28 protein-coding genes are annotated in these 26,365 nt (G+C 70.1%); 15 read left to right on the top strand and 13 right to left on the bottom strand.

Annotation, left to right across the window (positions count from 1 at the left end; genetic code table 11):
* Nucleotides 1-69: 69 nt before the first annotated feature.
* Both EGT29_RS00735 and EGT29_RS00730 read right to left on the bottom strand, forming a co-directional pair.
* The gene (locus EGT29_RS00735) at nucleotides 70-414 is read right to left on the bottom strand and encodes a MarR family winged helix-turn-helix transcriptional regulator (protein WP_124687231.1); all 345 of its coding nucleotides are present in this window, start codon (nucleotides 412-414) and stop codon (nucleotides 70-72) included.
* A 151-nt stretch (nucleotides 415-565) separates the two neighbouring features.
* Nucleotides 566-1,507: a LysR family transcriptional regulator gene (locus EGT29_RS00730; RefSeq protein ID WP_124687230.1), complete on the bottom strand. Its 942-nt coding sequence runs from the start codon at nucleotides 1,505-1,507 to the stop codon at nucleotides 566-568.
* 100 nt (nucleotides 1,508-1,607) lie between these two features.
* Here EGT29_RS00730 and EGT29_RS00725 point away from each other — a divergent pair, with 100 nt between their 5' ends.
* From EGT29_RS00725 to EGT29_RS00710, 4 genes are read left to right on the top strand one after another with little or no spacing between them, the layout of a single operon-like run.
* Nucleotides 1,608-2,246, top strand: a complete 639-nt coding sequence (locus tag EGT29_RS00725) for an HAD family hydrolase (protein WP_124687229.1) — start codon at nucleotides 1,608-1,610, stop codon at nucleotides 2,244-2,246.
* Between the two features lie 43 nt (nucleotides 2,247-2,289).
* Nucleotides 2,290-3,267 carry a tripartite tricarboxylate transporter substrate-binding protein gene (locus tag EGT29_RS00720; protein WP_124687228.1) on the top strand — a complete coding sequence of 326 codons (978 nt, stop codon included), beginning with the start codon at nucleotides 2,290-2,292 and terminating at the stop codon, nucleotides 3,265-3,267.
* Nucleotides 3,268-3,280: 13 nt separating this feature from the next.
* On the top strand, nucleotides 3,281-4,414 hold the full coding sequence (locus EGT29_RS00715) for an alanine racemase (RefSeq protein WP_124687227.1): 1,134 nt from the start codon (nucleotides 3,281-3,283) through the stop codon (nucleotides 4,412-4,414).
* A complete protein-coding gene (locus tag EGT29_RS00710; RefSeq protein WP_124687226.1) occupies nucleotides 4,414-4,806 on the top strand; it encodes a RidA family protein in 393 nt (130 codons plus the stop codon). The genes EGT29_RS00715 and EGT29_RS00710 overlap by 1 nt, the downstream gene beginning before the upstream one ends.
* Before the next feature lie 7 nt (nucleotides 4,807-4,813).
* On the opposite strand, the gene EGT29_RS00705 is transcribed toward EGT29_RS00710, so the two are convergent.
* The 6 genes from EGT29_RS00705 to EGT29_RS00680 form a co-directional block, all read right to left on the bottom strand.
* Complete coding sequence (locus EGT29_RS00705) at nucleotides 4,814-5,803, bottom strand: tripartite tricarboxylate transporter substrate binding protein (protein WP_124687225.1); 990 nt, start codon at nucleotides 5,801-5,803, stop codon at nucleotides 4,814-4,816.
* A gap of 54 nt (nucleotides 5,804-5,857) precedes the next feature.
* Nucleotides 5,858-6,961, bottom strand: coding sequence for a cupin domain-containing protein (locus EGT29_RS00700; RefSeq protein WP_161567643.1), 1,104 nt, complete (start codon nucleotides 6,959-6,961; stop codon nucleotides 5,858-5,860).
* A gap of 40 nt (nucleotides 6,962-7,001) precedes the next feature.
* Nucleotides 7,002-7,733 carry an alpha/beta hydrolase gene (locus EGT29_RS00695; protein WP_124687223.1) on the bottom strand — a complete coding sequence of 244 codons (732 nt, stop codon included), beginning with the start codon at nucleotides 7,731-7,733 and terminating at the stop codon, nucleotides 7,002-7,004.
* Between the two features lie 56 nt (nucleotides 7,734-7,789).
* Complete coding sequence (locus EGT29_RS00690) at nucleotides 7,790-8,740, bottom strand: LysR family transcriptional regulator (protein ID WP_124687222.1); 951 nt, start codon at nucleotides 8,738-8,740, stop codon at nucleotides 7,790-7,792.
* Between the two features lie 55 nt (nucleotides 8,741-8,795).
* Nucleotides 8,796-9,746: an alpha/beta fold hydrolase gene (locus EGT29_RS00685; protein WP_124687221.1), complete on the bottom strand. Its 951-nt coding sequence runs from the start codon at nucleotides 9,744-9,746 to the stop codon at nucleotides 8,796-8,798.
* A 78-nt stretch (nucleotides 9,747-9,824) separates the two neighbouring features.
* Nucleotides 9,825-11,093: an amidase gene (locus EGT29_RS00680; protein ID WP_124687220.1), complete on the bottom strand. Its 1,269-nt coding sequence runs from the start codon at nucleotides 11,091-11,093 to the stop codon at nucleotides 9,825-9,827.
* A 63-nt stretch (nucleotides 11,094-11,156) separates the two neighbouring features.
* On the opposite strand from EGT29_RS00680, the gene EGT29_RS00675 reads away from it, so the two are divergent.
* A complete protein-coding gene (locus EGT29_RS00675) occupies nucleotides 11,157-12,071 on the top strand; it encodes a LysR family transcriptional regulator (RefSeq protein WP_161567642.1) in 915 nt (304 codons plus the stop codon).
* A 12-nt stretch (nucleotides 12,072-12,083) separates the two neighbouring features.
* Here the strand turns inward: EGT29_RS00675 and EGT29_RS00670 are convergent, their stop codons facing one another.
* Both EGT29_RS00670 and EGT29_RS00665 read right to left on the bottom strand, forming a co-directional pair.
* Nucleotides 12,084-13,067, bottom strand: a complete 984-nt coding sequence (locus EGT29_RS00670; protein ID WP_124687218.1) for a tripartite tricarboxylate transporter substrate binding protein — start codon at nucleotides 13,065-13,067, stop codon at nucleotides 12,084-12,086.
* A 128-nt stretch (nucleotides 13,068-13,195) separates the two neighbouring features.
* Nucleotides 13,196-14,119, bottom strand: a complete 924-nt coding sequence (locus tag EGT29_RS00665; protein ID WP_124687217.1) for a LysR family transcriptional regulator — start codon at nucleotides 14,117-14,119, stop codon at nucleotides 13,196-13,198.
* Nucleotides 14,120-14,250: 131 nt separating this feature from the next.
* On the opposite strand from EGT29_RS00665, the gene EGT29_RS00660 reads away from it, so the two are divergent.
* From EGT29_RS00660 to EGT29_RS00620, 9 genes are all read left to right on the top strand, one after another.
* The gene (locus tag EGT29_RS00660) at nucleotides 14,251-14,856 is read left to right on the top strand and encodes an NADPH-dependent FMN reductase (RefSeq protein ID WP_124687216.1); all 606 of its coding nucleotides are present in this window, start codon (nucleotides 14,251-14,253) and stop codon (nucleotides 14,854-14,856) included.
* 19 nt (nucleotides 14,857-14,875) lie between these two features.
* A complete protein-coding gene (locus EGT29_RS00655) occupies nucleotides 14,876-16,045 on the top strand; it encodes an ABC transporter substrate-binding protein (RefSeq protein ID WP_124687215.1) in 1,170 nt (389 codons plus the stop codon).
* Nucleotides 16,046-16,063: 18 nt separating this feature from the next.
* Nucleotides 16,064-16,948, top strand: coding sequence for a branched-chain amino acid ABC transporter permease (locus EGT29_RS00650; RefSeq protein ID WP_124687214.1), 885 nt, complete (start codon nucleotides 16,064-16,066; stop codon nucleotides 16,946-16,948).
* A complete protein-coding gene (locus tag EGT29_RS00645) occupies nucleotides 16,945-17,940 on the top strand; it encodes a branched-chain amino acid ABC transporter permease (protein WP_124687213.1) in 996 nt (331 codons plus the stop codon). Before EGT29_RS00650 ends, EGT29_RS00645 begins: the two co-directional genes overlap by 4 nt.
* Nucleotides 17,937-18,719, top strand: a complete 783-nt coding sequence (locus EGT29_RS00640; protein ID WP_124687212.1) for an ABC transporter ATP-binding protein — start codon at nucleotides 17,937-17,939, stop codon at nucleotides 18,717-18,719. Before EGT29_RS00645 ends, EGT29_RS00640 begins: the two co-directional genes overlap by 4 nt.
* The gene (locus tag EGT29_RS00635) at nucleotides 18,712-19,437 is read left to right on the top strand and encodes an ABC transporter ATP-binding protein (RefSeq protein ID WP_124687211.1); all 726 of its coding nucleotides are present in this window, start codon (nucleotides 18,712-18,714) and stop codon (nucleotides 19,435-19,437) included. The genes EGT29_RS00640 and EGT29_RS00635 overlap by 8 nt, the downstream gene beginning before the upstream one ends.
* Nucleotides 19,438-19,474: 37 nt before the next feature.
* The gene (locus EGT29_RS00630; protein ID WP_124687210.1) at nucleotides 19,475-20,002 is read left to right on the top strand and encodes a VOC family protein; all 528 of its coding nucleotides are present in this window, start codon (nucleotides 19,475-19,477) and stop codon (nucleotides 20,000-20,002) included.
* Between the two features lie 17 nt (nucleotides 20,003-20,019).
* Nucleotides 20,020-21,198, top strand: a complete 1,179-nt coding sequence (locus EGT29_RS00625; RefSeq protein WP_124687209.1) for a S9 family peptidase — start codon at nucleotides 20,020-20,022, stop codon at nucleotides 21,196-21,198.
* Between the two features lie 162 nt (nucleotides 21,199-21,360).
* On the top strand, nucleotides 21,361-22,488 hold the full coding sequence (locus tag EGT29_RS00620; protein ID WP_124687208.1) for a porin: 1,128 nt from the start codon (nucleotides 21,361-21,363) through the stop codon (nucleotides 22,486-22,488).
* Nucleotides 22,489-22,531: 43 nt separating this feature from the next.
* Here the strand turns inward: EGT29_RS00620 and EGT29_RS00615 are convergent, their stop codons facing one another.
* Nucleotides 22,532-23,515, bottom strand: a complete 984-nt coding sequence (locus tag EGT29_RS00615; protein ID WP_192901782.1) for a tripartite tricarboxylate transporter substrate binding protein — start codon at nucleotides 23,513-23,515, stop codon at nucleotides 22,532-22,534.
* Nucleotides 23,516-23,545: 30 nt separating this feature from the next.
* Nucleotides 23,546-24,304, bottom strand: coding sequence for an alpha/beta fold hydrolase (locus EGT29_RS00610; protein WP_124687207.1), 759 nt, complete (start codon nucleotides 24,302-24,304; stop codon nucleotides 23,546-23,548).
* 75 nt (nucleotides 24,305-24,379) lie between these two features.
* Here EGT29_RS00610 and EGT29_RS00605 point away from each other — a divergent pair, with 75 nt between their 5' ends.
* Nucleotides 24,380-25,291: a LysR family transcriptional regulator gene (locus tag EGT29_RS00605; protein ID WP_124687206.1), complete on the top strand. Its 912-nt coding sequence runs from the start codon at nucleotides 24,380-24,382 to the stop codon at nucleotides 25,289-25,291.
* A gap of 6 nt (nucleotides 25,292-25,297) precedes the next feature.
* Here EGT29_RS00605 and EGT29_RS00600 read toward each other — a convergent pair whose 3' ends face one another.
* Nucleotides 25,298-26,341, bottom strand: a complete 1,044-nt coding sequence (locus EGT29_RS00600; RefSeq protein WP_161567641.1) for a LacI family DNA-binding transcriptional regulator — start codon at nucleotides 26,339-26,341, stop codon at nucleotides 25,298-25,300.
* Nucleotides 26,342-26,365 lie beyond the last annotated feature (24 nt).

Below are 26,365 nucleotides of genomic sequence, written 5' to 3'. Positions count from 1 at the left end.
GCAACGCCGCATTTAATACGAATACGTAGTTTCTTGCGATCAGGAGAATCCCGGAAACGCCGGCGGCTGCTATTCGTCGAAACCCAGCATCTTGCGCAACAGGGCGGTGAGCTGCTCGCGCTCGCCCTTGTCCAGCCGCTCGGCCAGCCGGGCCTGGTACCGGGGCGCGACGGCGACCGAGGCCGCCATGACCTCGCGGCCGATTTCCGTCAGGTCCAGGCAGAAGGTCCGCCGGTCGGTTTCCGAGCGGCGGCGGACCAGGTAGCCCTTGGCGGTCGTGCGCGCCACGAGATCGCTACATGTGTTCAGGTCCAGCCCGATGGCCTGCGCGACCTGGCTTTGCGAGGCGCCCGGCATCTGGTGGACGGCCACCAGCAGCGCCATCTGGCGCGACGTCGCGCCCTCGTCGGACATGCTGGCGAACAGGGCCTCGGCCTCGAAGTGGGCGCGGCGCAGCAGATGGGGAAGATGGCGGCGCAGGTCGAAAGGCTTGGGGGTTCTCAGGGCGGGCCTCCGGGCGGAAATGCGGATGCATTGTAGAGGACGGGTCCCGGCGTTCGCGCCGTCATGCCGGACGCCACGGCGGCCGGGGCCGGAAGGCCTTCTTCAGCATGTCGACGAACAGCCGGGCGCGCGCCGAGGCGATGCGCGACTGCGGCACCAGCGCCGTCACGTCGGCGTCGGGCAGCCGGTGGCGCGGCAGCAGCGCCACCAGCGATCCATCGGCCACGGCGGCGGCCACGTCCCATTCCGAGCGCACCATGATGCCGCGGCCGGCCAGGCACCACTGGCGGATGACCTCGCCGTCGTTGCTTTCCATGGCGGGATGCACGCGCACCGTATGCAGGCGGGGCTCGCCCCTTCCTTCACGCTGCGTGAAGCGCCACAGCGTCACGTCCTCGTCGTTCTCGCGCAGCACCAGGCAGGCGTGCCGCGCCAGGTCGGCGGGGCTTTCGATGGCGGGCGCGCCGCGCAGATAGGCCGGCGCGGCGCACAGCACGCGCCGGTTGGGCGCCAGCCGGTGCGCCACCCAGCGCGAGTCGGGTATCTCGCCGATGCTGACCAGCACGTCGAAGGCATCGCGTCCATGCACGGGCTGGCTGGGCAGCATGAGGTTGTCGGACAGGAAGAGCTGGACCTCGACCTGCGGATGGCCGGCGCGAAACGCGTCCAGCAGCGGCGCGAGGTGCTGGCGGCCGAAGCCGAACGGGCCGTGCACCTTCAGCTTGCCCGCCACCACCTGGCTGCGCTGCTGCAAGGCTTCCTCGATGGCCTGCATGCGCTCGATGACCCCGGTGGCGTGCTGGGCCAGCAGGTGCCCCTCGTGCGTCAGCTGCAGGCGGCGCGTGGTGCGCATCGCCAGGCGCACGCCCAGCCGCGCCTCGAGCTGGCCGAGGCGCTTGGTGACCGCGGGCGGGGTGACGTTTTCCTCGCGCGCCAGGGCGGCCAGGCTGCCTACCCGGTCCAGCGCCAGGATGAAGCGCAGGTCGTCGATGTCCAGCTTCATTATTAACCTTTTGGTGAATGAAGAAATTCTATTCCATTAACCACAGACGGCCGCGCGACTCCTAAACTGGCCATCATTGATCAACCTTTTCCGGATCGCCATGACACGCCAATACGATTTCGTCCTGTTCGACCTGCTGACCGCGCTGCTCGACTCCTGGACCCTGTGGAACAGCGCGGCCGGCGGCGAGGAAGCGGGCCGTGCCTGGCGCGCCGCCTACCTGAAGCGAACCTATGCCTGCGGCGCCTACCGGCCGTACGAGACCCTGGTGCGGGAAGCCGCGGCCGAGACCGGCCTGCCGCTGGCCGCCGCCGACGCGCTCGAGGAACGCTGGGCCGAACTCGCCCCCTGGGACGGCGTGGCGACGGTGCTGGAAAGCCTGCGCGGCACGCACCGGCTGGGCGTGGTCACCAATTGCTCGGAGCGGCTGGGCCGACTGGCCGCCGGCCTCCTGGACGTCTCCATGGACGTGGTCGTGACCTCCGAACGGGCCGGCTACTACAAGCCCGACCCCCGCCCCTATCGCCTGGCCCTGCAGGAACTGGGCGCCCAGCCCGGCAACACGCTGTTCGTGGCCGGATCCGGCTACGACCTGTTCGGCACCTCGGCCGTCGGCATGGACACCTTCTGGCACAACCGCGTGGGCCTGGCGCTACCCGAGGGCGCGCCGGCCGCGCGCCAGGAAGCGCGCGGCATCCTGCCGGTGCTGGAACTCGCCAACAGCCCCCGGCGCGGCTGACAACCCCCAACGCCGCCGGACCTTTCCCCTTCCAGGAGTCCCCATGAAAATCGCCGCCATTGCCGCGGGGGCGCTGTTCGCGCTCGCCGCCACCTCTTCCGCCTGCGCCCAGGCCTGGCCCGAGAAGCCCGTCACCCTGATCATGCCCTTCCCCGCGGGCGGTCCCAGCGACGCGCTGGGGCGGGCCGTGGCGGCCAAGCTGGGGCCGCGGCTGGGCGTCTCGGTCGTGGTCGAGAACGTGGGCGGCGCCGGCGGCTCGATCGGCATGCAGAAGCTGGCCCGCGCCGCCGCCGACGGCTATACCATAGGCTTCGGCACCATAGGCACGCATGCGGCCAACATGATCATGTATCGCAAGCCGCTGTACGACGCACGCAAGGATTTCGAACCCCTGGGCCAGGTCGGGTCGGCGCCGTTGCTGCTGCTGGTCAGGCAGAGCCTGCCGGTCAACGATTTCCCGCAGTTCGCCGACTACCTCCAGGCCCACAAGGCCACGATGTCGTACGGCAGCGCGGGCGTGGGCTCGATCGCGCACCTGGCCTGCCTGCTGCTGCTGAGCGACATGAAGGCCGAGGTCATGCACGTGCCCTACAAGGGCGTGGCGCCCGCCATGACCGGACTGATGGGCGGCGAGACCGACTTCATGTGCGACCAGACCACCACCTCGCTGGCTCAAGCGGCCAGCGGACGCGTGCGGGCCGTGGCCGTGCTGACGCGCGAGCCCTTCCCCGGCCTGCCCAAGGTCGCCACGGCGCAAAGCAGCGGCAGGACCGCCATCGACTTCCGCTCGTGGAACGCGCTGTTCGCGCCGCGCGGCACGCCGCCCGCCATCGTCGACAAGCTCAACGCCGCCATCAACGACGCCCTGGCCGACCCCGCGCTGGTCAAGCAGATGCGCGACGTAGGCGTGGAGTTCCCCGCCCGCGCCGACAATACGCCTGGCCGCCTCGCCCGGCTGGTGGACAGCGAGATCTCCCGCCTGCGCCCCATACTCGAGGCCAAGAACGTCTATATCGATTGAACCCAGGCACATCATGCAACTGAACGAACTCGAAACCCCGGTCCTGGTGCTGGACCGGAACCGGATGGACCGCAACATCGCGCGGCTGCGCGAGCGGCTGGCGCCGTTCGGCGTCGCGCTGCGGCCGCACGTCAAGACCAACAAGTCCGCCGATGTCGCGCGGCGCCTGGGCCCGGCGGGCACGCCCATCACCGTCTCCACGCTGAAGGAAGCCGAATACTTCCTGGACCACGGCTGGACCGACATCCTTTATGCCGTGGGCATCGTGCCGTCCAAACTGCCGCACGTGGAGCGCCTGGCACGGCGGGGCGCCCGGCTGACGCTCATCCTGGACAACGCCGAGGCGGCGGCGGCCACCAGCGCCTATGCGCGCGACCATGGCCTGCAACTGCCCGTGCTGATCGAGATCGATACCGACGGGCACCGGTCCGGCGTCAAGCCCGAGGACCCCATCCTGCTGAAGATCGCCGCCCGCCTGTCCGGACGCGAAGGCGAGGGCGCCTGGGTAGCGGGCGTGCTGGCCCATGCCGGCGATTCCTACAACTGCCGCTCCACCGAGGCCATCGTCGCCATGGCCGAGCAGGAGCGCGCGGGCGCGGTCCGCGCCGCGCGGCGCCTGCGCGAAGCCGGCCACGCGGCGCCGATCGTCAGCGTGGGCAGCACCCCCACCGCGCATTTCGCGCGCTCGCTGGAGGGCGTCACCGAGGTGCGGGCCGGGGTGTTCGTGTTCTTCGACCTGGTCATGAACGGTCTGGGTGTCTGTCGGACCGACGACATCGCCCTGTCCGTGCTGTGCACCGTGATCGGCCATCAAGAGGAAAAGGGCTGGCTGATCACCGACGCGGGCTGGATGGCCATGTCGCGCGACCGCGGCACGGCCAGGCAGCCGGTGGACCAGGGCTATGGCCTGGTGTGCGACCTGGAAGGCCGGCCGCTGCAGGACCTGGTCATGATCGACGCGAACCAGGAACACGGCATCGTCCGCCACCGCACCGACCCCGCCGCCACGCCCATGCTGCCGGTGGGCACCCTGCTGCGCATCCTGCCCAACCACGCCTGCGCCACCGCCGCCCAGCACGGCGCCTATGCCGTCGTGGCCGGCGGAACCGGCGTCGAAGCCCACTGGCCGCGCTTCGGGGGCTGGTGATGCGCGCCATCGCGTTCCCGGCCGTGGCGGACCTGGCCGCCCCGCGCGGCCATTACTCGCACGTGGCTACGGGCGGCGGCCTGGCCTTCGTATCCGGACAACTGCCGCTGGACGCCGCGGGCGATCCGCGCGCCGACCTGCCGCTGGACGAGCAGGCCGCCCTGGCATTGCACAACGTCGAAGCGGCGCTGGCCGCGGCGGGCTGCGGCTGGCGCGACGTGATGAAGGTCACGGTCTACCTGGCCGGGGTCGAACACTGGCCGGCCTTCGACCAGGCCTATCGCCGGGTGCTGGGCGATGCCCGGCCGGCGCGGGCGGTCGTGCCCGTGCCGGCGCTGCACTACGGCGTGCGAGTGGAAGTCGAGGCAGTGGCCCTGCAGCCCACGCCGTAGCTCCCCGTCAATCCAGCACGATATTGGCCTCGGCCGCGATCCGGCGGAACTTGGCGATGTCCTGCACGACCTGCCTGGCCAGGACGTCGGCCGGTTCAACCTGCACGTTCAGGCCGATGTCGTAGGCCTTGGCGCGAAAGGCCTCGTCCCTGGCCAGGGCCTGCGTCGCACGCGCCAGCCGCTCCACCACGCCGGGCGGCGTGCCGGCCGGCGCCATCAGGCCCTGCCACCAGGTCATGTCGTAGCCCTTCAGGCCCGCCTCATCCACCGTGGGCACGCCGGGCAGACGCGGATCGCGCGCGATCCCGGTGGTGGCGATGGCCTTGACCTTGCCCGCATCGACATGGGGCTTGGCCGCGCCGTCATGGGTACAGCTGACCTGCCCGGCAATCACGTCCTGCAACGCCGGGCCGCTGCCGCGATAGGGCACGTGCACGATCTTCACGCCTGCCATCACGTTGAACAGTTCGCTGGAGAAATGATTGCCCGTGCCGGGACCGGCGCTGGCGTAGCTGAGCTTGCCCGGATGGGCCTTGGCGTAGGCCACGAGCTCGGCCACCGTACTGGCCGGCACCGAAGGGTGGCAGACGATGGTGCTGGCGTACCAGAACAGCTTCGCGATGGGCGTGAAGTCCTTGACCGGGTCGAACGGCAGCGAGGCCGCCGTGGCCGGCAGGGTGCCGTGCGTGATCGAGTTGGCGTACAGCAGGGTGTAGCCGTCGGGCGCGGCGCGCGCCGCCTCCGAGGCCCCGATGCGGGTGCCGCCTCCGCCCTTGTTCTCCACGTACACCGTCTGGCCCAGCAGCTCGCCCAGCTTCTGCGCGACCAGCCGCGCGGAAACGTCGGTCACGCCGCCTGGCGCATAGGGCACGATCAGCTTGATGGGCTTGGCCGGATACGGCTGGGCATCCGCCCGCCCGGCGGCCAGCGCCAGGCCCACGGCGAACAACACGGCCAGGTGCCGCCTGCGGCCCGGCCCGACAAGTCCTTGCTTCATCTCCACTCCTCCTTTTGCCCCGCGGCCTCTCTGCGGAGGCTGGCGGATCCTGGTTCAGGCGCGCTCGGCGTCGAACGTGATGTTGACCTTGCGAAAGGCCTCGACCACCTCGGGACCGAAGCGGCGGTTCACCTCTTCGCCCACCGTGGGGGAATAGACGACGGTATCGCTCATCCGCTCCTGCCCCTGGATGATGACGAACAGCCGCGCGGTTTCCTTGCCGGTATTGCGGAAGGCGCGCATCGCGCCGGTGGGCACGCCGACCAGGTCGCAGGCGCGCACCGGCAGGCGGTACTCGTCCTCGAAGCCCCAGGTGATGTCCCATTCGCCATCCAGCACGAAGAACGATTCCTGCGTGTCGAAATGCGCGTGCGGCAGCGGCCCGTCGTCCGGCACGCATTCGGCGATCGCCACGTACAGGCCGGGGCCGCCCTTGAGCGGCGCATCCTGCGAGCGGCCGACGTGTCCCTCCGGCACCAGCAGCGGGAACACGGAACTGGCGGTCAGCCATTCGGTGGCCTCGGCCGGGATGGCGCTGCGCGCGTTCAGGGCGCGCTTGTACGGAACCAGCGTGGCGAAGCGGGTCACGCGCTGCGCCATGGTATCCGGATCGGCCTCCCGTCCGCGCCCCGGCTCGACCCGCGCATTCAGCGCGGCCAGCTCCCGCGCATCGACCGCCGCGGGCAACGGCCCGGGGAATATCGCGGGATAGGCGCAATCGGGTTCGCCGTTGAGCAGCATCAGCGCCTTGGCACCGTCCGCGCCATGGCAGGAAACCTCGTGCAGCACGTCGGCGGCTATCGACAGCATGTCGAAGCGCGCCAGGCGGATCTCATGCGCCAGGTCGGGACCGAAGCGCACGCGCAGCGCGCCCGCCAGGCACAGGATGTTCTCCATGGCGTCGGGGTTGCGGTAGGGCAGCGAACCCCGGCCCGCGTCCCATGCCGCATAGCCGGTGCAGGCGCGGGCGGGACTGGGTACGCGGGGTCCGGCGAAGCGGCCGCGCGTGTTGCGGGCGCCCATCAAGGACACCAGCTGCCCGCCCCACAGCGCACGCACGGCGTCGGCGCGCGCGCCTTCGCGCTCCGCGCGGGCATAGTCGTCGAACCGCGCCGTGCGGGCGCCCATGGCTTCGTACGAGACATCCAGGGTTTTCATCCAGGCTCCATCAAGAGGGAAGAAAGCCGGCCGCGGCCGGCTAGCAGGCGGCACGCAGCCGCGAGACGAGAAAGGCGGCGGCATCGTCCAGCCGCTCGCCCGAAAGTTCCAGGTGGGGGCCGGGATAGGCCACCAGCCGCTTGTCGGCGCTGCCCAGGGCGTCGAACAACCCGGCCGTGCCCTCGCGGTCGAAGACTTCGTCGTCCCACTGCTGGGTGAACCACACCGGGATGCGCAGTTGCCGCGCGGCCGGCGCCAGGTGCTCGCTGGCGGGATACGAGGTGCCCCACAACCCCAGCACGGCGGCGCGCACCCGGTCGTCCGCGGCCAGGTAGGGCAGCCCGTAGGCGGTGCCCATGGAAACGCCGATGTAGCCCACGGGCCGGCCCGTCAGCGCCGGCCACGCCAGCAAGGCATCCAGGAAGGCGCGCCAGTCGGCCGTCATGCCGTCGCGCGCGAAACCCTCGCGCCACGCGGCGCGGAAATCGGCCTTCGCCGCGCCCGGATCGCGCGAGCCGTCGGCGCGGCGCTCGCCATGCACCGGACCGTCGATGGCGGCGACCGCATAGCCCTCGGGCAACAGGCGGTCGCGAATGGCGAGCACGGCCGTCGATTCCTTATGGCCGCTGCCGCCATGACAGGCCAGGACCAGCCCGGCACAGGAGGTCTCGGGCAGCCAGGCGATGCCCGGCACGGCGCGGCCCTGGACGGCAAGCCGCAGCCGCTCTTCCCGCCACGGGCGGTCCACAGGAGAAATCAGGTGATCTTGCATGGCGGCGATTACAGCAAGCCGGCCCGGTGCGGCACAATCGCGCGCCGCCGATACCGCTATTGAGAACCGTCGATCGCCGCGTCCTGCCGCAGCTGCGCGGCCACGTCGCGCATCACGCCGCGCAGCCAGATGTGCGCGGGCTCGCGGTGCACGCGCTCGTGCCAGAGCATGCTCAGGTCGGCGCGATCGGTGTCGAAGGGCAGGGGCAGGATCTGCAGCGGCAGGGTGCGCGCCGCGTCGCAGGCGATGCGCTGCGGCACGATGGCCAGCATGTCGGTCACCGCCACCACGTCGGCCGACAGCAGCACGTTGGGCACCCGCAGCCCGACGTCGCGGGCCAGGCCGCGCCGCTCCAGGATGTCGTCCACCATGACCTCGATGGTCGGATAGGGTACCGGCCCCGTCCCCCACACCACGTGCGGATAGGCCAGGAACTGTTCCTGCGTGAGCGACCCCCGGATGCCGGCGTGGCCGGCCGCCGCGATACAGACGATGCTTTGCGGATACAGCACGGTCTGGTGCAGGTCCTGCGGCACCTGCCGGACATAGCCGATGACGAGATCGCCCTCGGCGTCGCGCAGGTATTCGTGGGTGCGGCGGATGTCCACCGGCCGCGAGGTAAAGCGCAGCCGCGGCGCCTCGCGCCGGGCGCGGGCCATCAGGCCGGGCAGGAACTGGCGCGCCACGCCCTCGGAGGCCAGGATGCGGAAATGCCCCTCGGCCACCTCGGGCACGAACTCGTCGGTGCCGCGCGTGGCCGCGTCGATCAGCTCCAGCGCCTCGTGTACCTTGCGGGCCAGCTCCACGCCCCGCGCGGTGGGTTCCATGCCCGACGAGGTCTTGACCAGCAGCGGATCATGGAAGATCTCGCGCAGCCGGGCCAGCGCGCTCGACATGGCCGACTGGCCGATGCCCACCCGCTCGGCCGCGCGCGTCACGTGCCGCTCGCGCATCAGGGCATCGAGGTAGGTCAGCAGTTGGAGGTTGATTCGCTTGTGGTCGGACATGCGCGAACCCGAGGAGCCATCAGAAGCCTGCCATTGTAGGGGCGGAGCGCTCGGATCAGCGCTCCACCAGCCTCGCGGCCGGACGCGACAGGCTCCCGTCGCGCAGCCATTCCAGGGCCAGCGGCCACAGCAGGTCCTGGTAGTCGCTGTGGAAAAACGCGAAGTGCCCGATCGCCTTGCTGCCTACCTCCTCGGGCGCGATGCGCAGGTGCGTGCGCTCGCTGTGCGTGAAGTAGTCCAGGGTGCGTTCGATGGCCGCCACCGTGCCGAAGGGGTCGTCGGTCAGGCTGATCGCCAGGATGCCGGCCCGCGCCGTGGCGGCCGGCAGGGGGCCGCCGCCGAAGACCCGGCGGGCGCTGGGCCGGTCCTCGTAGCGCGGCGTGGGCGCGCTCCAGTCCAGCGCGACGCCGGTGGGCGTGTCCTCCAGCCAGCCCAGCCTGCGCCCCGGAAAGTATCCGCATGCCCGGGCCAGCAGCGGCATGGCCAGATGCCACTTGGCCGCCATGCGCCAGCGCACGGCGGCGGCATAGTCGCGCCAGTACGCGAACTGGGCGCCCACCGTGACCATGCGGCCGATCCGGGAACAGGACGCGGCCAGCGCCGGGGCCCAGCCGCCGAAGCTGTGCCCGACGAGATGGAGCTCGCGGCCCGGCCACATGGCGGCGGCGTAGCGCAGCACGGCCTCGCAGTCCCGCGCTCCCCAGTCGGTCCAGCTTGCCTGGAAGCCGCGCAGGCGGTCGGGGCGCGATTCGCCTATGCCCCGGTAATCGTAGGCGACGACGTCCATGCCGTTGTCGTGCAGGTATTGGGCGAAGCGGAAGTAGTAGCGGCACTTGACCGAGGTGGCCGCGTTGACGATCACCACCGGCCTCGTCGTCGCGCCCACGTCGATGCCGCGCCAGACGAAGCCGCCCAGCGGATAGCCGTCGTCCGCATGGATGACGACGGGCAGCGCGGCGGCGGGCCGGTCGAAGCCGGCGGGCGGGGGCTTGGGCAGGGCGCTCATGGTGGCTTGCGATCGAACGATCGCCCTACGATACCCCGCGCGCCCGGGCCGCACCAGCCCACAAGGCGCACGGCCCGGTCAGTCCGCGGCGGCGCATCCTTCTGCGAAAGCCGCCGCGGCCAGCAGCTCCAGGTCGCGGCCGGGCGCGCCTATCAGTTGAGCGCCCAGCGGCAACCCGGCCGGCCCACGGCCCACCGGCAGCGACAAGGCGGGCAGGTGCAGGAAGGTCCACAGCCCGCCGTAGCGCGGCGAACCGGTCTCCAGGCCGACCTCGGCCTCGCCGTCGGCCGCCGGATACAGCAGGACGTCGGCGTCGTCGAACAGGCTGGCGGCCTCGCGCTGCGCCGCCCGCATGGACGACCGCAGTTCGGCGTACCCGGCCATGGACAGGCCCGCCTCGGCCTCGACCCGCTGTTGCAGGCGCGGGCTGAGCCGGTCGTGATACCACCGGCGTTCGTGCGCCAGCGACTGCCGCAGTTCGAACGCCGACAGCCGGGCCTGGAGCGCCACGGCGGCCTCCAGGCCCGGCGGCAGGTACACGGTCCGCAGCCGGGCGCCGCCGCGTTCGAGCCGGCGGGCGAAGGCCAGCAGCGCCTCGACGGTCTCGGGCCGGGCGGCCGCCCACTGGCTGGATTCACACACGGCGACCCGGAGCGCCCCCGGCTCGCGCGCGGCCACCGGGCCGAACACGGCATGGCGCGCGTCGGCCACCGTCCGGGCGAACACGCCTATCGTGTCCAGGCTGGGGCTCGCATGCTTGAGGCCGGACGTGTTGATCAGGCCGTAGGACGGCTTGTAGCCGACGACGCCGCAATAGGCCGCGGGGCGGATGATCGAGGCGCTGGTCTGGGTGCCGAACGCCAGCGGCACCATGCCGTCGGCCACGGCGGCGGCCGAACCGCTGGACGAGCCGCCCGGGGTGCGCGACGGGTCCAGCGGGTGGCGCGTAGCGCACGGCGTCAGCGTGGCGAACTCGCAGGTCTCGGTCTTGCCGAGCAGGATGCCCCCCGCCTCGCGGGCCGCCGCGATGCAGGCGGCATCGGCCGCCGGACGATGGCCGGCATGAATGGGCGAACCGTAGGCGGTTGGTAGATCGGCGGAATCCAGGATATCTTTGGCGGCGAACGGCAGGCCGCGCAAGGGCCCCGCGACGGCGCCCCGATCGGCCTGCCGGGCCTGGGCGATCGCCCGCTCCCGGTCGATGTGCGCGAAGGCGCGCACCGCGGCTTCCCGCTCGTCGATGCGGTCCAGGCAGGCCCGCACCAGGGCCTCGCTGCTGAGGCTGCCTTCCTCGATCGCCCGCAGGGCGGACAGCGCGCTGAGAAAATTGGGAGCAGGGGTCTTCATGCCGGGGAAACCATGTCAATAGAACGAACGGCCTTCGGAGCCGTTCCATACAACGGGAAAAAAGTGCCACTGCTTTCCATGCGCCTGCTCCACACGTTCTCGGTCGTCGCGGAAGAGCTGCATTTCGGCCGGGCCGCCGAGCGGCTCCACATGACCCAACCGCCGCTCAGCCAGCAGATCCGCCAGCTGGAACAGATGATCGGGGCCGAGCTGTTCCACCGCACGACGCGCTCGGTCAGCCTGACGCCCGCGGGGCGCATCCTGCACGACCGCGCAAGAAAGATCCTGCAGGACGCCGAGGCCGCGGCGGACGCTGCCCGGCGCGCCGCCAGCGGTTCGGCCGGCAGCGTGACCGTCGGCTTCACCGCCAGCTCCATCTACCGCACGCTGCCCCGGCTGGTCTCGGCCTTCCGCCGCCAGTACCCCGAGGTCGAGCTGCGGCTGGAGGAAATGCGCCCCGAGCCCATGCTCGACGCGCTGCATGCCGACAAGCTGGACGTCGCGCTGCTGCGGCCTCCGGAAAAAGCGCTCGCGGATCCGCGCCTGGCGCACAGCGTCATCGCGCAAGAGCGGCTGGTGCTGGCGCTGCCCGCCGACCACGCCCTGGCGCATCTGGAACACGTCCCGATCGCCAACCTGGACGGACTGCACCTGATCGGATTTTCTCCCGACCAGGCGCCGTACTCGTACGAGCTGTGCCAACGGATCTTCCACTCGGCGCAAGTCGTACCGCACGTGGTCCAGGCCAGCATCCTGCCCACCATGCTGGCGCTGGTCGAGGCGGGCATGGGCGCGGCGCTGGTGCCGGCCTCGGCCCAGGCGACCTGGACCGGCGCCCTGCACTACCGGCCGCTGGCGGGCACCGAGGAAAACATCACCACGCTGTACGCGGTCCGCAGGCAGGACATGCGCAACCCGGCGGCCGAGAAATTCATCGGCCTGGCCGGGATGCCGGGCGGCGCGCCGCGCAAGCCGTAGCACGCGTCCGGCCTACTGGGCCGTGATCCTGGCGGCACGGATCACCTTCTCCCACTTGGTGTTCTCGGTGGCGATGAACTTGCCGAACGCCTCCGGCGCATCACCCACCACGCGGGCGCCCATGTCCTCGAGCTTGCGCCGGATGTCGGGCTGTCCCAGCACCTGGCGCACGGCGCCGTTCAGCTTCTCGACCACCGGCTGCGGCGTGCCCGCGGGGGCGACCAGCCCATACCAGTTGGTGAACTCATAGCCCGGCACGCCGGCCTCGGCCACGGTGGGCACGTCGGGCAGCAGCGGCGAGCGTTCGCTGCCCAGTATCGCCAGCGCGCGCAGCCGTCCGTCGCGTATGTAGGGCAGCGCCTGGAGCAGGCTGTCGAACGATGCCGACACCTGTCCGCCGATCAGGTCCGACAGGCTCTGGCCGCTGCCCTTGTAGGGCACGTGCGTCAGCTTGGTGCCCGCCAGGCTGTCGAACAGCTCGCCGGCCAGGTGTGGCCCGCCGCCTATGCCCGACGACGAGTAGGTCAGATGACCGGGGCGCGCCTTGGCCAGGTCGATGAACTCGCGCAGAGTCTTGGCCGGCACCGACGGATGCACCAGCAGCGCGAACTGCACCTCCACCACCTTGCTGACCGGCTTCAGATCGCGCTGGACGTCGACGCGCATCGCATACAGATAGGGATTGACCGCCAGGTTGCCCATCGTCGCCATCAGCGTGGTGTAGCCGTCGGGCGCGGCCTTCGCCACGTTCTCGGTGCCGATGACGCCGCCCGCACCCGCCCGGTTCTCGACCACGACGGATTGGCCGAGCAGCTCGGCCATGCGCGGCGCCACCAGCCGGGCGACGATGTCGGTCCCGCCCGCCGGCGCGAACGCGACGACCATGCGGACCGGCTTGTCGGGATAGGCCTGCGCGCTGGCCGGACCGGCCGCGGCGGCCGCGGCAATGGCCCACGCGGCGTGGCGGAAGGGAGAAGAAGAAAGGAACGTGCGCATGGCGTGCTGTCCTGGACGGAATGATGGGACCGGGAAACAGCCGTTCCCGGAGCGACGCCGGCACTCTAGCCCCGGGCGGGCGTCACCGTCCAATTCGAAAACACGCGTGGATTGAGTCGCCCGGGCACTCAATCGGCGCGGCGCGCCACGGGCAGCCCCGAAGTCTTGTCGTAGACGATCTGCCGCAGCCAGCGATACGCCGGCTCGGCATGCAGCCGCTCGTGCCAGTACTGGTGGATCTGGAAATTGGCCAGTTCCAGCGGCGGCGTGAAGATCCGCACGTCCAGCAGCCGCGAGAACAGCGTGCCCAGGTCCTCGGGCACGGTCGCGATCAGGTCGGCCTGTGCCACCAGGAAGGGCAGGGCCGAGAAGCGCGGCACGTGCAGGATGACGTCGCGTGTCAGGCCGCGCTCGGCCAGGGCCTGCTCCATGGCGTAGTACTGCGAGCCGCTGTTCACGTACATGGCATGGCGGCAGCGCAGGAACTGCTCCAGCGACAGGGAGTCGCGGATCTCGGGATGGTGGCCCGCGACCATGCAGACGTAGCGCGTGGTGCGCAGGTTCTGCTGGCGCGCCCAGTTGGGCATGCCCAGGAAATAGCCGATGGCCAGGTCGATGTTGCCGCTGTCCAGGGCGTCGACCACCTCGTCCGGGCGCAGGTCCACGATGGTCAGGCGCGCGTGCGGCGCGTGCTCGCGCAGGTGGGCAAGCACCTGCGGCATCGCGACGATCATGCCGACGTCGTTGATGTAGACGCGGAAATTGATGGTGGTGCTGGCGGGCGTGAATTCCGACGACAGGTCCACGCCCTTGAGCACTTCCAGCACCTGCGCGATCTTGGGCGCGATGCCATCCGAGAACGGGGTGGGCCGCATGCCGCGCGAGGTGCGCACGAACAGCGGATTGTCGAAATGGGCGCGCAGCCGCTTGAGCGCGGCGCTGACCGCCGGCTGGGTCAGGTTGAGTTCGTCGGCCGCCGCCGACAGCCTTTGGTGCCGGTAGATGGCGTCGAAGCACAGCAGCAGATTCAGGTCGAAGCGCAGCAGGTCCATGCCGGAGTGATATCAACGCCGTTGATATTGAAGATAAACCATTTTGCTAGGAATTGATATCGCTCGGCCATAGACTGGCTTCGCCATCACGAAAAACAGGCGCCACGAAGGCGCCACGGGAGACAGACGCTTTGGACGCTCATACGACGCCCGGCGCGCATCAGGCCGGCCGCCTCCAGATCCTGGGGATATGCGGCAGCCTGCGGCGCCGTTCCTACAACCGCATGGCGCTGCTCGCCGCGCACGACCTGATGCCGGTCGAGTTGTCGCTGGAACTGGCCGAACTCGACGGCATTCCCATCTACAACGGCGACATGGAGGCCGAGGGCATCCCCGAGCCGGTGCGGCAACTGGCGGACCGCATCCGCGCCGCGGACGGACTGCTGATCGCCAGCCCCGAATACAACTTCTCGGTCAGTGGCGCGCTCAAGAACGCGATCGACTGGCTCTCGCGCCTGGATCCCCAGCCCTTCCGGTACAAGCCGGTGGCCGTGCTGTCCGCCACCCAGGGACCGGTGGGAGGCGCACGCAACCAGTACGACCTGCGCAAGATCCTCGGCTGCCTGGAAGCCCAGGTGCTGCTGCGGCCCGAGGTATTCATCGGTTCCTGCCACACGAAATTCGACGCCAAGGGCCGGCTGGCCGACGAAGCCACGCGCAAGGTGCTGGGCGACCAGATGGCGGCCTTCGCCCATTGGGTCCGGCGCCTGCGCGCCCTGGACCCGGCGCGCGCCTAGAACAACAGGAGGAGACACCATGAAGATCGCATCCCCCCGGTCCGGCCGCATGGCCGGATTCGCCGTGTGCGCCGCCCTGGCCGCCGCCGTGCTGGCCATGGCCCCCGCCATGGCCCAACCCATCAAGATAGGCATCATCACCGACAAGGTGGGCCCGGCCAAGCCCTATGCCGAACCGGTCACCGCGGGCGCCGTCTTCGCCGCCAAGGAGCTCAATGCCAAGGGCGGCATCCTGGGCCGCCAGGTCGAGCTGCTGATCGAGGACGACCAGGCCCGCCCCGACATCTCGGCCACGGCCGCGCGCAAGCTGGTGGAAGCCGGCGCCACGTTCATCCTGTCGCTGTCGCTCACGCCGTCGACCCAGCAGGTGCAGACCGTCACGCTGGAAACCAAGACGCCGCAGCTCACGCCGTCCAACAGCGGCGACACCCTGACCACGCAGATCGACAACCCCTATTTCTGGCAGACCGGCCCGCTGGGCTCGACCCAGATCGCCACGCTGCTGGCCTACGCGGCCAACCGCAACTTCAAGCGCGTGGCGCTGGTCGGTGAAAACTCCGACCTGGGCCAGCTGACCAACCGCTCGTTCAAGGCGGGGCTGGAGAAATCCGGCGTGCAGATCGTGGCCGAGGAAGTGGTCCCGCGCGGCTCGACCACCGCCGACCCGCAGATGCAGAAGGTGCGCGCGGCCAAGCCCGACGCCATCTTCCTGACCGGCGTCACCACGCCCGAGAACGTGCTCATCCTGCGTTCGTACCGCCAGCTGGGCCTGAAGATGCCGGTGCTGGGCAACTTCAACCTGTCGGTGCCCCAGACCGCGGTGGTGGCCAAGGGACTGCTGGACGGCGTGGTGTTCGTCGATGCCTTCGACCCGGCCAAGCCGGAAGCGCGCCGCTTCATCGAGGCCTACAAGAAAGAGAACGGCGTCGAGCCCTACAACCTGAACGGCTACGGCTACGACGGGCTGATGCTGGTGGCCGACGCCATCAAGCGGGCCGGCGGCACCGACAAGGAGAAGGTGCGCGCGGCCATGCAGGCCACGCAGGGCTACGCGGGCGTGCTGGGCGCGGTGGGATCGGCCTACGGCTTCCCCGAGGGCAAGCGCACGGGCTTCGACCGCAACGGCATGGTGGTGCGGGTGTACGAGGGCGACAAGCAGGGCAAGGTCGTCTTCTCGGGCGCGCAGTGACGCGGGTGCAGGGGCCTCATGACCGATCTACTCGAACTTCTCGTCAGCGCCGCCGCCAGCGGCTGTATCTACGGGCTGGTGGCGCTGGCCTATCTGCTGATCACGCGCCCGACCGGCATCATCAACTTCGGCGTGGGTGAATGGGCCATGGTGGCGGCCTTCGGCGCCTACGTGGCGCTGTCCCGCATCGAGCTGCCCTATGCCGTGTCCATCGCGCTGGTGGCCGTGCTGATGGTGGCCGTGGGCTGGCTGACCGAACGGCTGGCGGTGCGGCCGCTGGTGGTCAGGGGCGCGCCGCCGCTGGCGCCGGTGCTCGCGCTGCTGGGCATGCTGGTGGTGTTCCGCGAACTGGTGTCGCTGGGCTTCGGCCCCGACCCGCAGCCGGTGCCCCCGGCCTTCGGCTTCGGCCGGCTGGAACTCGGGCTGCTGGCCGGGTCGTACCAGAGCTTCTTCATCATCGCGATTGCCGCGGCGGTCTTCGCGGGTGCCTGGTACTTCTTCGAACGCACCCTGACCGGCCGGTCGTTCGAGGCGGTCGCGCTGGACCGCCGCGCCGCCGCGCTGATGGGCATCAACCTGTCGCGCGTGACGGCGCTGTCCTTCGCGGCCGGGGCGGTGGTGGCCGGACTGGCCGGCGTGCTGGTGGCGCCCAACGTCTCGGCCCATTATCTGATGGGCATGCCGCTGGCCATACAGGGCTTCACCGCGTTGGTCATAGGCGGAGCGACGCGGGTCGAGGGCGCCCTGCTGGGGGGCCTGATCCTGGCCTTCGCCGAGCAGTTCACGGTGCGCTACGCGCCGGTTCCGCCCGGACTGGCCATGGGCGTGCCGCTGGTGCTGCTGATCGCCTTCCTGCTGGTCCGCCCCGCGGGCCTGCTGCGTCCCCGGGAGGCCCGCGCATGAAATCCCTGCTTTCCTACGTCGTGGCGGCCGTGGTGCTGTCGGCCATCGCCTTCGCGCTCGGGGCCTACCAGACCGACATCTACCGCAAGATGCTGCTGTGGATCGCGCTGGCCATCAGCTACAACTTCCTGTTCGGCGTCTCGGGCCAGATCGCCTTCTCGCATTTCAGCTTCTACGGCATCGGCGCCTACACCATCGTCATCCTGGTCACCCAGGCGGGCATGCCGCTGCCGCTGGCGGTGCTGGCCACGGTGGCGGTCTGCGTGGCGCTGGCGCTGGTGGTGGCCATACCGGCCACCCGCCTCGAGGGCTTCTACCTGGCGCTGGCCACGCTGGCCTTCGCCCAGCTCTTCATCGTCGTGCTGAACGAGGGTGGCACGATCACCGGCGGCACCGGCGGGCTGGCCAGCTACCGGCTGCCGGACATCTTCGGCGTGCACGTCACCGGCCCCTGGTACACGGTGGTGATCGTGGTGCTGATGCTGGCCACCATGGCCATCATCGGCCGGCTGGACCGTTCCTGGTTCGGCCGCGCCTGCCGCGCGGTGCGCGACAACCCCGAGGCCGCCGCGGCCATGGGCGTGGACGTGCGGCGCACCAAGGTCATCGCCTATGCCGTCACCAGCGCGCTGGCCGGCGTCGCCGGCATGGTCTACGCCTTCGTCGACAACACCGTCAACCCGCACATCTTCGGGCTCGAGAACGTCTTCCTGCTGCTGTTCATGGTGATCGTCGGCGGCAGCGGCCGCATGGCGGGCGCCATCCTGGGCGCGGTGCTGCTCTACCTGATGCCGCTCGTGCTCTCGCCCATCATCGGCCACCACCACGCCCTGGTGTTCGGCGTGTTCATGGTGCTGGCGGTGCTGTTCCAGCCGCGCGGCCTGATCGGGCTGTGGGACCGGCTGCAAGCCCGTCGCCACCGGCCTCCCGCGGCCCTGCCCCGCGTGCCGGCCGTCGAGCCCAAGCCGGTGAAACGGGAGGGCCTGGCATGAATGCCCCCCTGTTGCAGGCACGCGGCCTGTGCAAGCGTTTCGGCGGGCTGCACGCCGTTTCGGACCTGGACCTGGATGTGCACGCGGGTGAAGTGGTGGGCGTGATCGGCCCCAACGGCGCCGGCAAGACCACCACCTTCAACATGATCGCCGGCGCCTTCGCGCCCACCAGCGGCCAGCTGGCCTTCGACGGCCGCTCGCTGGCGGGCGTGCCCACGCACGGCTTCGCGCCGCGCGGGATCGTGCGCACCTTCCAGCACAACAAGTCCTTCGACAGCCTGTCGGTGCGCGAGAACGTCATGGTCGGCATGCACACGCGCATGCCGGCCTCGCTGTGGCGCGTGCTGGCGGGCACCCCCGACTCCTATCGCGCCGAACGCGAGGCACAACGGCGGGCGGACGAACTGGTGGACTTCGTCGGCCTGGGCGAGTTCGCGCAGGCCGAGGTCTCCACGCTGTCCTTCGGCCAGGGACGCCTGCTGGAGATCGCCCGCGGACTGGCCGCCGGGCCCCGCCTGATGCTGTTCGACGAACCGGCCGCCGGGTTGGCGCCGGGCGAATGCGCGCGGCTGGAGGAGATCATCCTGGGCATCGCGCGCCAGGGCATCGCGGTCCTGCTGATCGAGCACGACATGCGCTTCCTGATGGCGCTGGCCGACCGGGTGGCGGTCCTGAACTTCGGCCGCAAGATCGCCGACGGCACGCCCGACGCGGTGCGCGCCGACCCGGCGGTGATCGAGGCCTACCTCGGCAACGTGGAGAACCTGGCCCATGCTTGAACTGTGCAACGTCAGCGGCGGCTATGGCCACGCGCCCGTGGTGCGCAACGTCGACCTGCGGGTGGAGCGGGGCGAGACCGTCGCGCTGCTGGGGCCCAACGGCGCGGGCAAGACCACGCTCCTGGCGGCGCTGTCGGGCATTCTCGCGCAGCGCTCGGGCACGGTGAAGCTGGCCGGCGCCGACATAGGCGGTCTGCCCAGCCACCGCATCGTCGAATCGGGACTGGTCCAGGTTCCCGAGGGCCGGCACGTGTTCGCGCCGCTCTCGGTGGAAGACAACCTGCGCCTGGGCTCGGTCACGCTGATCCGGCGCGACCGTTCGCGCGCCGAGGAACGCTTCGATTTCGTCTACCGCCTGTTCCCCCGCCTGGCCGAGCGGCGCCGGCAGCTTGCCGGCACCCTGTCGGGCGGCGAACAGCAGATGGTGGCGATCGGCCGGGCGCTGATGTCCGCACCGCGCATGCTGCTGCTGGACGAGCCCTTCCTGGGCCTGGCGCCGCGGGTGGTGGACGAGATCCTGACGGTGCTCGACCGGCTGCGGGCCGAAGGCCTGACCATGCTGCTGGTCGAGCAGAAGCTGGACATCGCGCTGCCCTTCACCCGCCGCGCCTACGTGCTGATGAAGGGCGGCATCGCGCTGGCCGCCGACAGCGCCGAGCTGGCCCGCCGCGACGACCTCGCCCAACTCTATTTCGATCTGGCGCGGCGGGCGGCATGAGCCCGACGCGACCCCACGTTTCATCCGGAGCAACACCATGACATCTTTCGTACCCATCCGCGGCCTGCACCACTTCGCCTATCGATGCCGCGACGCCGAGGAAACCCGCCGTTTCTACGAGGACATCCTGGGCCTGCCGCTCACGCACCTGGTGCGCGCCGAGACCATCCCCAGCACCGGCGAACACTGCCCCTACGTCCACCTGTTCTTCGAGATGACCGATGGCAGCAACGTGGCCTTCTTCGACCTGGGCGACAACCAGGCGGCCGAGCCCTCGCCCAACACGCCGCGCTGGGCCAATCACCTGGCGCTGCGGGTGGATTCGGTACAGGCGGTGGAGCAGGCGCGCGCCCGATTGCAGGCCGCCGGCGTGGAAGTACTGGGCCCCGTGGACCACGAGGGCTTCGTGCAGTCCATCTACTTCTTCGACCCCAACGGCGTGCGGCTGGAGCTGACCACCACCGTGGCCAGCGACGAGGAAATGGCCGGCTACCGCGCCGCCGCGCGTTCGCAGTGCGACGCCTGGACCCGCGAAAAGGCCGCGCGCCTGGCCGCGGCGCGCTGACCCCGGGAGACCGCTCAGTGGACAAGGACAGACCTCTGTACGACACCCAGGCCGAATGGGTGCACGTCGAATTCCCGGAACAGGCGGCCTTCAAGGCCGTGTACGGCTTCGCGGGCTCGCTCGGCACCATCCACCTCGAGGGCGTCCGCTACGTCCCCAAGGGCGTGCAATCGCGGACCCTGCTGGTCTTCATGCACCCGGCCACCACGCTGCAGCTGCTGCCCATGCCGCGCGCCCTGGCCGCCCGCGGCCTGCACGTGCTGTGCGCCGGCAGCCGGTATGCGCGCAACGACAGCGCCCTCGTCATGGAGAACGTGGTGGTGGACCTGGGCGCCTACATCCGCCATGCCCGCGAAACATGGGGCTACGAGAAGATCGTGCTGATGGGCTGGTCGGGCGGCGGCTCGCTGTCGCTGTTCTACCAGTCGCAGGCCGAGCGGCCCACCCTCACCCATACGCCGGCGGGCGATCCCTGCGCCATCACCACCGCCGGGCTGATACCGGCCGACGCGATGATCTTCCAGGCGGCGCACGTCTCGCGCGCCGTCACCTTCGCCGACTGGATCGACCCCAGCGTCATCGACGAGAACGACCCGGACCGCCGCGACCCGGAGCTCGATCTCTACCACCCCGACCGCAAGCCGCCGTACTCGGCCGAGTTCCTGTCGCGCTTCCGCGCCGCGCAACTGGCCCGCATCCGCCGCCGCACGGCCTGGGTCAAGGAAACGCTGGAAACACTGAAGAAACGCGGCGGCAAGGAACTGGAACGCGGCTTCGCCACCCACCGCACCATGGCCGAGCCGCGCTTCCTGGACGGTGCCATCGATCCCAACGACCGGCCCATCGGCACCTGCTTCATGGGCGTGCCCGAGACCGCCAACAACGGCCCCATCGGGCTGGCGCGCTTTTCCACGCTGCGCTCGTGGCTGTCGCAATGGTCGCCGGACGACACCAACGCGCACGGCGAGAAATGCGCCACCGGCATCCACGTGCCGCTGCTGGCGATCGAGCATTCGGCCGACGACGCCGTGCCGCAGCCGCACACCCGCCGCATCTTCGACGCGGCGGCAAGCGCCGACAAGAGCATGACCGTGATCCGGGGGGCCAACCACTATTTCGTCGGCCAACCCGAACATCTGCAACAGGCGGGGGACCTATGCATGGACTGGCTTAGGCAGCGCGGACTGCTTGACTGACCGGCGCGCCGTCCGCCGGCGGGAGGCCCGGGCCACGTGCCCTTCCTTACCGTCCGGCGCGCCACCACACCTGACGACGGGTTTCGCATCCGGACGCCCCGCGCGCCTGGAGGACCCTGCTTTGCCCGTCGCCAGGCCATCACCAATAAGAGGGGAGACACCATGAAGACACGCATCGCGGCCTCCGCCGCGGCAGGCTGCGGCCTATTGGCGGCGGCCCTGGGCGGCACCGCCCAGGCACAGACCAGCGTCACGCTGTACGGGATCATTTCCGAGGGCCTGTCCTACACCACCAACGTGGGCGGCAAGAGCCTGACCGAGCTCAAGGCCAACGTCATGCAGGTCTCGCGCTGGGGGCTGCGCGGCACCGAGGACCTGGGCGGCGGCACGCGCGCGCTGTTCAACCTGGAGAGCGGATTCTCGCCCGACACCGGCACCTGGACCCAGGGCCGCCTGTTCGGCCGCACCGCCATCGTCGGCCTGGCCAACGACCGTTGGGGACAGGTCACCATCGGCCGGCAGATGGACGCCATGTCGCAGACCCTGGTGGGCTACGAATCGGCCATCCAGTTCGCTTCGATCGGCACCCACATCGGCGACAACGACAACCTCTTCCCGGTCGCCCGCATCAGCAACTCGGTGCAGTACATGAACAAGTTCGGCGGCCTGCAGTTCATCGGCGTCTACGGCGCCGCCGAGAAACCCGGCGACTCCACCGACAACCGCAGCATCAGCGCCGGGCTGGGCTACACCCAGGGCCCCTGGTCGGTGGGCGTGGCCTACCACGACATGCGCCGGCCCAACAGCGCCACCAACCCCAACGGCGCGATCTACGGCGACTGGGGCATCACCTCGCCCTTCGTCACCAGCCCCGGCGGCGCGGGCGTGAACCGCCAGTCCATGTACGGCGCGGGCGGATCCTACTCCATCACGCCGGCGCTGAAGGTCTCGGCGCTGTACACGCACAGCAAGTTCGACTACTTCGACAACAGCGACCTGAAGCTGTCGAACTACGAGGGCACGATCACCTACTTCCTCAACCCCAGCACCCTGGTGGGCGCCGGCTACATCTTCACCGATGGCAAGTACAGCAGCAACGGCAACAAGCCCAAGTGGCACCAGCTGAACCTGGGCGTGGACTACTTCCTGTCCAAGCGCACCGACATCTTCCTGGTGGGCATCTACCAGAAGGCCGCCGGCGACGCCCGCTACGCGCAGATCTTCAGCAACCTGCCGTCGGACTCGAAGACGCAGATGTCCGTCATCGCCGGGATACGGCACAAGTTCTGACGCGGCTCCCGCGCCGGCACGGCACGCCGGCGCGAGTCCCGTCTCAGTTGGGCGGGATGTTGGCCATGCGCACCCAGTCGCGCCAGCGCACGATGTCCGCCGCGATGAAGGCGCCCATGTCGCGGGCGGGCAGGAAGCCCGCCTGCATGCCCTTGGCCTCCAGCGACTGCCTGACCTCGGGGTCCGCCATGGCCTTGCCCATCAGCGCGCTCACGGTTTCCACGATGGCGGGCGGCGTCCCGGCCGGGGCGGTCAGCCCCAGCCAGCCCTGCATTTCGTAGCCGGGAATGGCCTCGGCAATGGCGGGCACGTCGGGCAGTTGCGGCAGCCGGCGCGGGGTCGTGACCCCGATGGGTCTGAGCCGGTCGTTCTGCAGGGCGGGGGCGGCCGACAGCGCATCCAGGAACGCGAAATCGAATTGCTTGCCGATCAGGTCGGTGATGATCTGCGTCACGTTCTTGTAGGCGGCGCCTTCATACACCACGCCCGCGGCGGCCTTCAGCATTTCCGCCGGCACCTGCGACGACGAGCTGTAGTAGCCGAAGCTCATGCGTCCGGGGTGCGACTTCGCCTGGGCGATGAGATCCTGCACCGTCCGGAACGGGCTTTCCTTGGGCACCATCAACACCGAGCCGAAGGTGCCGAACCGGCCCACCGGCACGAAATCCTTGACCGGGTCGTAGCGCAGGTCCTTGTACAGGCTCAGGTTGGCGGCGTGGGTCGAATTGGTGGACAACAGGAAGGTGTAGCCGTCGGGCTTGGCCTCCTTGGCGGCCAGGGTGCCTATCACGCCGCCGGCTCCCGGGCGGTCGTCGACCACGACGGTGGCCTTGGGATGGACCTTGGCGATATAGCCCGCGAACACCCGCGCGGAAAAGTCGGCCGCGCCGCCCGCCGCCGACGGCACGATGATGGTGACCGGCCGGCTCGGCCAGTCGGATGCCTGGGCGTGCGCGATGCCGGTCCAGGCTGCCGCGCACGCCAGCAGACCCGCCGGCGCCAGGCGCCGGATGCTTCCGATGTTCATGCTTGTCTCCTCGTTCTTTGTCGTTTCCCGTCAGGGTTGGGTTGCGCGAAGATGCCGCGCCAGAAACGTGTCCAGCGCCTCGTTGTAGGCGCCGGCGCAGTCCACCATGGGGGTATGGCCGCCCGGCAGCAGGACCAGTTCGGCGCCCGGAATCAGCGCCGCCAGCCGCCGCGCGTCGGCCACGCCGCGGCGCCGGTCCAGTTCCCCGTGCGCGATCAGCACCGGGCAGCGGAGCGCGCCCAGGCCGTGGCTCAGGTCTATCCGGCGCAGCCCCTCGACGGCTTCGAGCAGCGCTTCGGCCGGCAGCTCGCCCAGGTAGCGCTCGAGCTCCCGCATCAGGGCGGCCGGCGGCTCGTGCGCGAAGCAGGCTTGCAGGAAAGCGCGCCGCGTCTGCGGAGTCCATTGGTGGCGTATCCGTTCGGGCAGCGAGTTGTCGCCGTGGTCCCGCGTGTGCGGACCCGTGTTGGAGATGACCAGCGCCTGTACGGCGGACGGACGGGCCAGGGCCGTCAGCAGCGCGATCACGCCGCCCAGCGAATGTCCCAGCAAGACGGTCGGCGCGGTACGCGGCGACAGCGCGTCGGCCAGCCGCCGCGCGACCGCCGGCGGCGTGAACGGTCCCGCCCCCCGCATCCAGTCCACTTCATGCAGCGCGCAGCCGGGGGCCGCGACCTGGCCGTAGATCCTTGGACTGCATCCGCCCCCGGCCAGGGCAAGGACGAGGGGGCCGGGGTGCTGGACGACGTGCGGCGCAATGAGCAGTTCGTCGGGTCGATCTGCATGATTCATCCGGCGATCATAGGCTCGTCCGCATCATCCAAAAATTGAATAATATTGATCAGACAATAACCATATGGAATCGACATGCTGGCAGAGATCCCCATCGCCCAGTTGCGCGTTTTCCTGCACGTGCTGGATGCGAAGAGTTATCGCGTCGCCGCCGACAAGGTCCTGCGCAGCCAGCCCGCCGTCTCCAAGATCATCCAGCTGCTGGAGGAAAAACTGGGCGCGCCGCTGTTCGAGGCCGACCGCCGCACCACCCCCACACCCTTCGGCAAGGTGTGCGAGCCCCTGGCCAGGGAACTGGTCAAGCACCACGACCGCATCGTCGAGACGCTGCTGTCGCAGTCGCGCCAGCACGCGGGCACGCTCACGCTGGCCTCCATAGGCAGCTTCGCCACCAACTGGGTGCCGGCGCTGATCAAGGATTTCATCGGCCGGCATCCCGGCGCCGCGGTCCGGCTGATCGACGACAACTCCGAAAACATCCACCGCATGGTGCTGTCGGGGGAAGTCGACTTCGGCCTGTCCAGCGAGATCTCGATCACGCCCGGCCTGGACTTCATCCCGCTCATGACGGACGCGTTCGGCCTGGTCTGCCACGCCAGCCATCCGCTGGCCCGGCGCAGCCGGCTGGACTGGTCCGTGCTGGCCGACCTGCCCTTGATCGGCACCACCGCCCACCGCGAGCTGAACGGCACCCCCGAGGCGAAGTGGCTGGACAGCTGCTGGTTCCACGTCTCCAACATGATGACGCTGTCGGCCATGCTGTCCAGCCAGGTGGGCGTCACCATCCTGCCCCGGCTGGCGGTGCCGGCCTTCGCGAAGGACCTGTGCTTCGTGCCGCTGGTCCGCCCCGGCCGCCACAGGCGGATCGGCATCGTGAAGGTGAAGTCGCAATCCCTGCCGCCGCTGGCCCAGGCGATGGAACAGGAACTGACGGCCTATGCCGCCCTGCACGGCAACGTCCGGCCGAAGGCGGCGCGCCGGCGCTAGGCGTCTTCATCTGCGCGGAACTGCGGAACCTCGCGCGATCAGTTCGGGCCGGATGCGCAGCTTGCGCGGCGCGGACGCGGGTTCGCCGGGCCGCGCCTGGGCGGCGATGCGCGCAAAAACCAGTTCGGCCGTGGATGCCGCCAGCGCCTCGATGGGCAGGCGCACCGCCGTGAGCGGCGGCGTCGTCAGTTCGTACCACTTGGGATCGCCGTAGCCCACCACCGAGATGTCCGACGGGATGGACAGGCCATGCTCGCGTATGACCGCCAGCGCGACGATGGTCAGCTCGGAACTGCCGATGACCACCGCCGTGGGCCGCTGCCGCGCGGCCAGCAGCCGGCGCATGGCCTCGGCGCCGAACTCCTGGCGCGGCGGCACCTGCACGATGAGATCCGGATCCGGCTCCAGCCCGGCTTCGGCATGTGCCCGCACGAACCCGCGCAGGCGGTCCCGCCCCGGCTTGATGCGCGCATGCCCGCCCACATAGCCGACGCGCCGGTGACCCAGCGACAGCAGGTGGGCCGCCGCTGCGTGTGCCGCCGCGGCATCGTCCATCGCCACCACGTCGGTAGCCAGCGTCGCGACGCTGCGTATGAGCTGCACGGCGGGCGTGCCGGCCAACAGTTCGACCGTGCGTGGCAGGGGCGCCGGCGACGGCGTGATGACGATGCCGGCGGCACGGGCCTGGATCAGCGCCTGGACCTCGCCGCACTCGGCCTGCGGATCGTCCTCGGTAATGGCCAGCACCATCTGGAAGCCCGCGTCCCGGCAGCGTTCGGCCAGGCGCTTGGCGATGGCGCTGTAGAAATCGTTCTGGATGTCCGGAATGACCAGCCCCACCAGCGGGCTGGCGCCGCCGCGCAGGATGCGTCCCGAGGCGTTCAGCACGTAGCCCAGTTCCTGCGCCGCCTGCCGTACCCGCGCCTTGGTGTCGTCGCTGAGCTTGGGATGATCGTTCAGCGCGCGCGAGACGGTGGTGTGCGAAATGCCCAGCGCGGCGGCGATGTCCTTGATGGTGACGGGACCGTGGGCGGGCTTGGAACTGGCCATGGGCTTCCTGTGGGCGTCCGGTGC

The organism is Pigmentiphaga sp. H8 (assembly GCF_003854895.1).
In the GTDB taxonomy this organism is placed as follows: Bacteria; Pseudomonadota; Gammaproteobacteria; order Burkholderiales; family Burkholderiaceae_B; genus Pigmentiphaga.
The sequence above is the reverse complement of the archived record's forward strand: the minus strand, read 5'-3'. Positions and strand labels throughout refer to the sequence as shown.

Coding starts and splice junctions, on each gene's coding strand:
- EGT29_RS00600 (WP_161567641.1), bottom strand. CDS start 26,341: ATGGCCAGTTCCAAGCCCGCCCACGGTCCCGTCACCATCAAGGACATC.
- EGT29_RS00725 (WP_124687229.1), top strand. CDS start 1,608: ATGACACGCCAATACGATTTCGTCCTGTTCGACCTGCTGACCGCGCTG.
- EGT29_RS00710 (WP_124687226.1), top strand. CDS start 4,414: ATGCGCGCCATCGCGTTCCCGGCCGTGGCGGACCTGGCCGCCCCGCGC.
- EGT29_RS00610 (WP_124687207.1), bottom strand. CDS start 24,304: ATGAATCATGCAGATCGACCCGACGAACTGCTCATTGCGCCGCACGTC.
- EGT29_RS00665 (WP_124687217.1), bottom strand. CDS start 14,119: ATGGACCTGCTGCGCTTCGACCTGAATCTGCTGCTGTGCTTCGACGCC.
- EGT29_RS00720 (WP_124687228.1), top strand. CDS start 2,290: ATGAAAATCGCCGCCATTGCCGCGGGGGCGCTGTTCGCGCTCGCCGCC.
- EGT29_RS00700 (WP_161567643.1), bottom strand. CDS start 6,961: ATGAAAACCCTGGATGTCTCGTACGAAGCCATGGGCGCCCGCACGGCG.
- EGT29_RS00640 (WP_124687212.1), top strand. CDS start 17,937: ATGAATGCCCCCCTGTTGCAGGCACGCGGCCTGTGCAAGCGTTTCGGC.
- EGT29_RS00680 (WP_124687220.1), bottom strand. CDS start 11,093: ATGAAGACCCCTGCTCCCAATTTTCTCAGCGCGCTGTCCGCCCTGCGG.
- EGT29_RS00735 (WP_124687231.1), bottom strand. CDS start 414: ATGTCCGACGAGGGCGCGACGTCGCGCCAGATGGCGCTGCTGGTGGCC.
- EGT29_RS00620 (WP_124687208.1), top strand. CDS start 21,361: ATGAAGACACGCATCGCGGCCTCCGCCGCGGCAGGCTGCGGCCTATTG.
- EGT29_RS00655 (WP_124687215.1), top strand. CDS start 14,876: ATGAAGATCGCATCCCCCCGGTCCGGCCGCATGGCCGGATTCGCCGTG.
- EGT29_RS00650 (WP_124687214.1), top strand. CDS start 16,064: ATGACCGATCTACTCGAACTTCTCGTCAGCGCCGCCGCCAGCGGCTGT.
- EGT29_RS00705 (WP_124687225.1), bottom strand. CDS start 5,803: ATGAAGCAAGGACTTGTCGGGCCGGGCCGCAGGCGGCACCTGGCCGTG.
- EGT29_RS00645 (WP_124687213.1), top strand. CDS start 16,945: ATGAAATCCCTGCTTTCCTACGTCGTGGCGGCCGTGGTGCTGTCGGCC.
- EGT29_RS00695 (WP_124687223.1), bottom strand. CDS start 7,733: ATGCAAGATCACCTGATTTCTCCTGTGGACCGCCCGTGGCGGGAAGAG.
- EGT29_RS00605 (WP_124687206.1), top strand. CDS start 24,380: ATGCTGGCAGAGATCCCCATCGCCCAGTTGCGCGTTTTCCTGCACGTG.
- EGT29_RS00670 (WP_124687218.1), bottom strand. CDS start 13,067: ATGCGCACGTTCCTTTCTTCTTCTCCCTTCCGCCACGCCGCGTGGGCC.
- EGT29_RS00690 (WP_124687222.1), bottom strand. CDS start 8,740: ATGTCCGACCACAAGCGAATCAACCTCCAACTGCTGACCTACCTCGAT.
- EGT29_RS00715 (WP_124687227.1), top strand. CDS start 3,281: ATGCAACTGAACGAACTCGAAACCCCGGTCCTGGTGCTGGACCGGAAC.
- EGT29_RS00615 (WP_192901782.1), bottom strand. CDS start 23,515: ATGAACATCGGAAGCATCCGGCGCCTGGCGCCGGCGGGTCTGCTGGCG.
- EGT29_RS00685 (WP_124687221.1), bottom strand. CDS start 9,746: ATGAGCGCCCTGCCCAAGCCCCCGCCCGCCGGCTTCGACCGGCCCGCC.
- EGT29_RS00635 (WP_124687211.1), top strand. CDS start 18,712: ATGCTTGAACTGTGCAACGTCAGCGGCGGCTATGGCCACGCGCCCGTG.
- EGT29_RS00630 (WP_124687210.1), top strand. CDS start 19,475: ATGACATCTTTCGTACCCATCCGCGGCCTGCACCACTTCGCCTATCGA.
- EGT29_RS00730 (WP_124687230.1), bottom strand. CDS start 1,507: ATGAAGCTGGACATCGACGACCTGCGCTTCATCCTGGCGCTGGACCGG.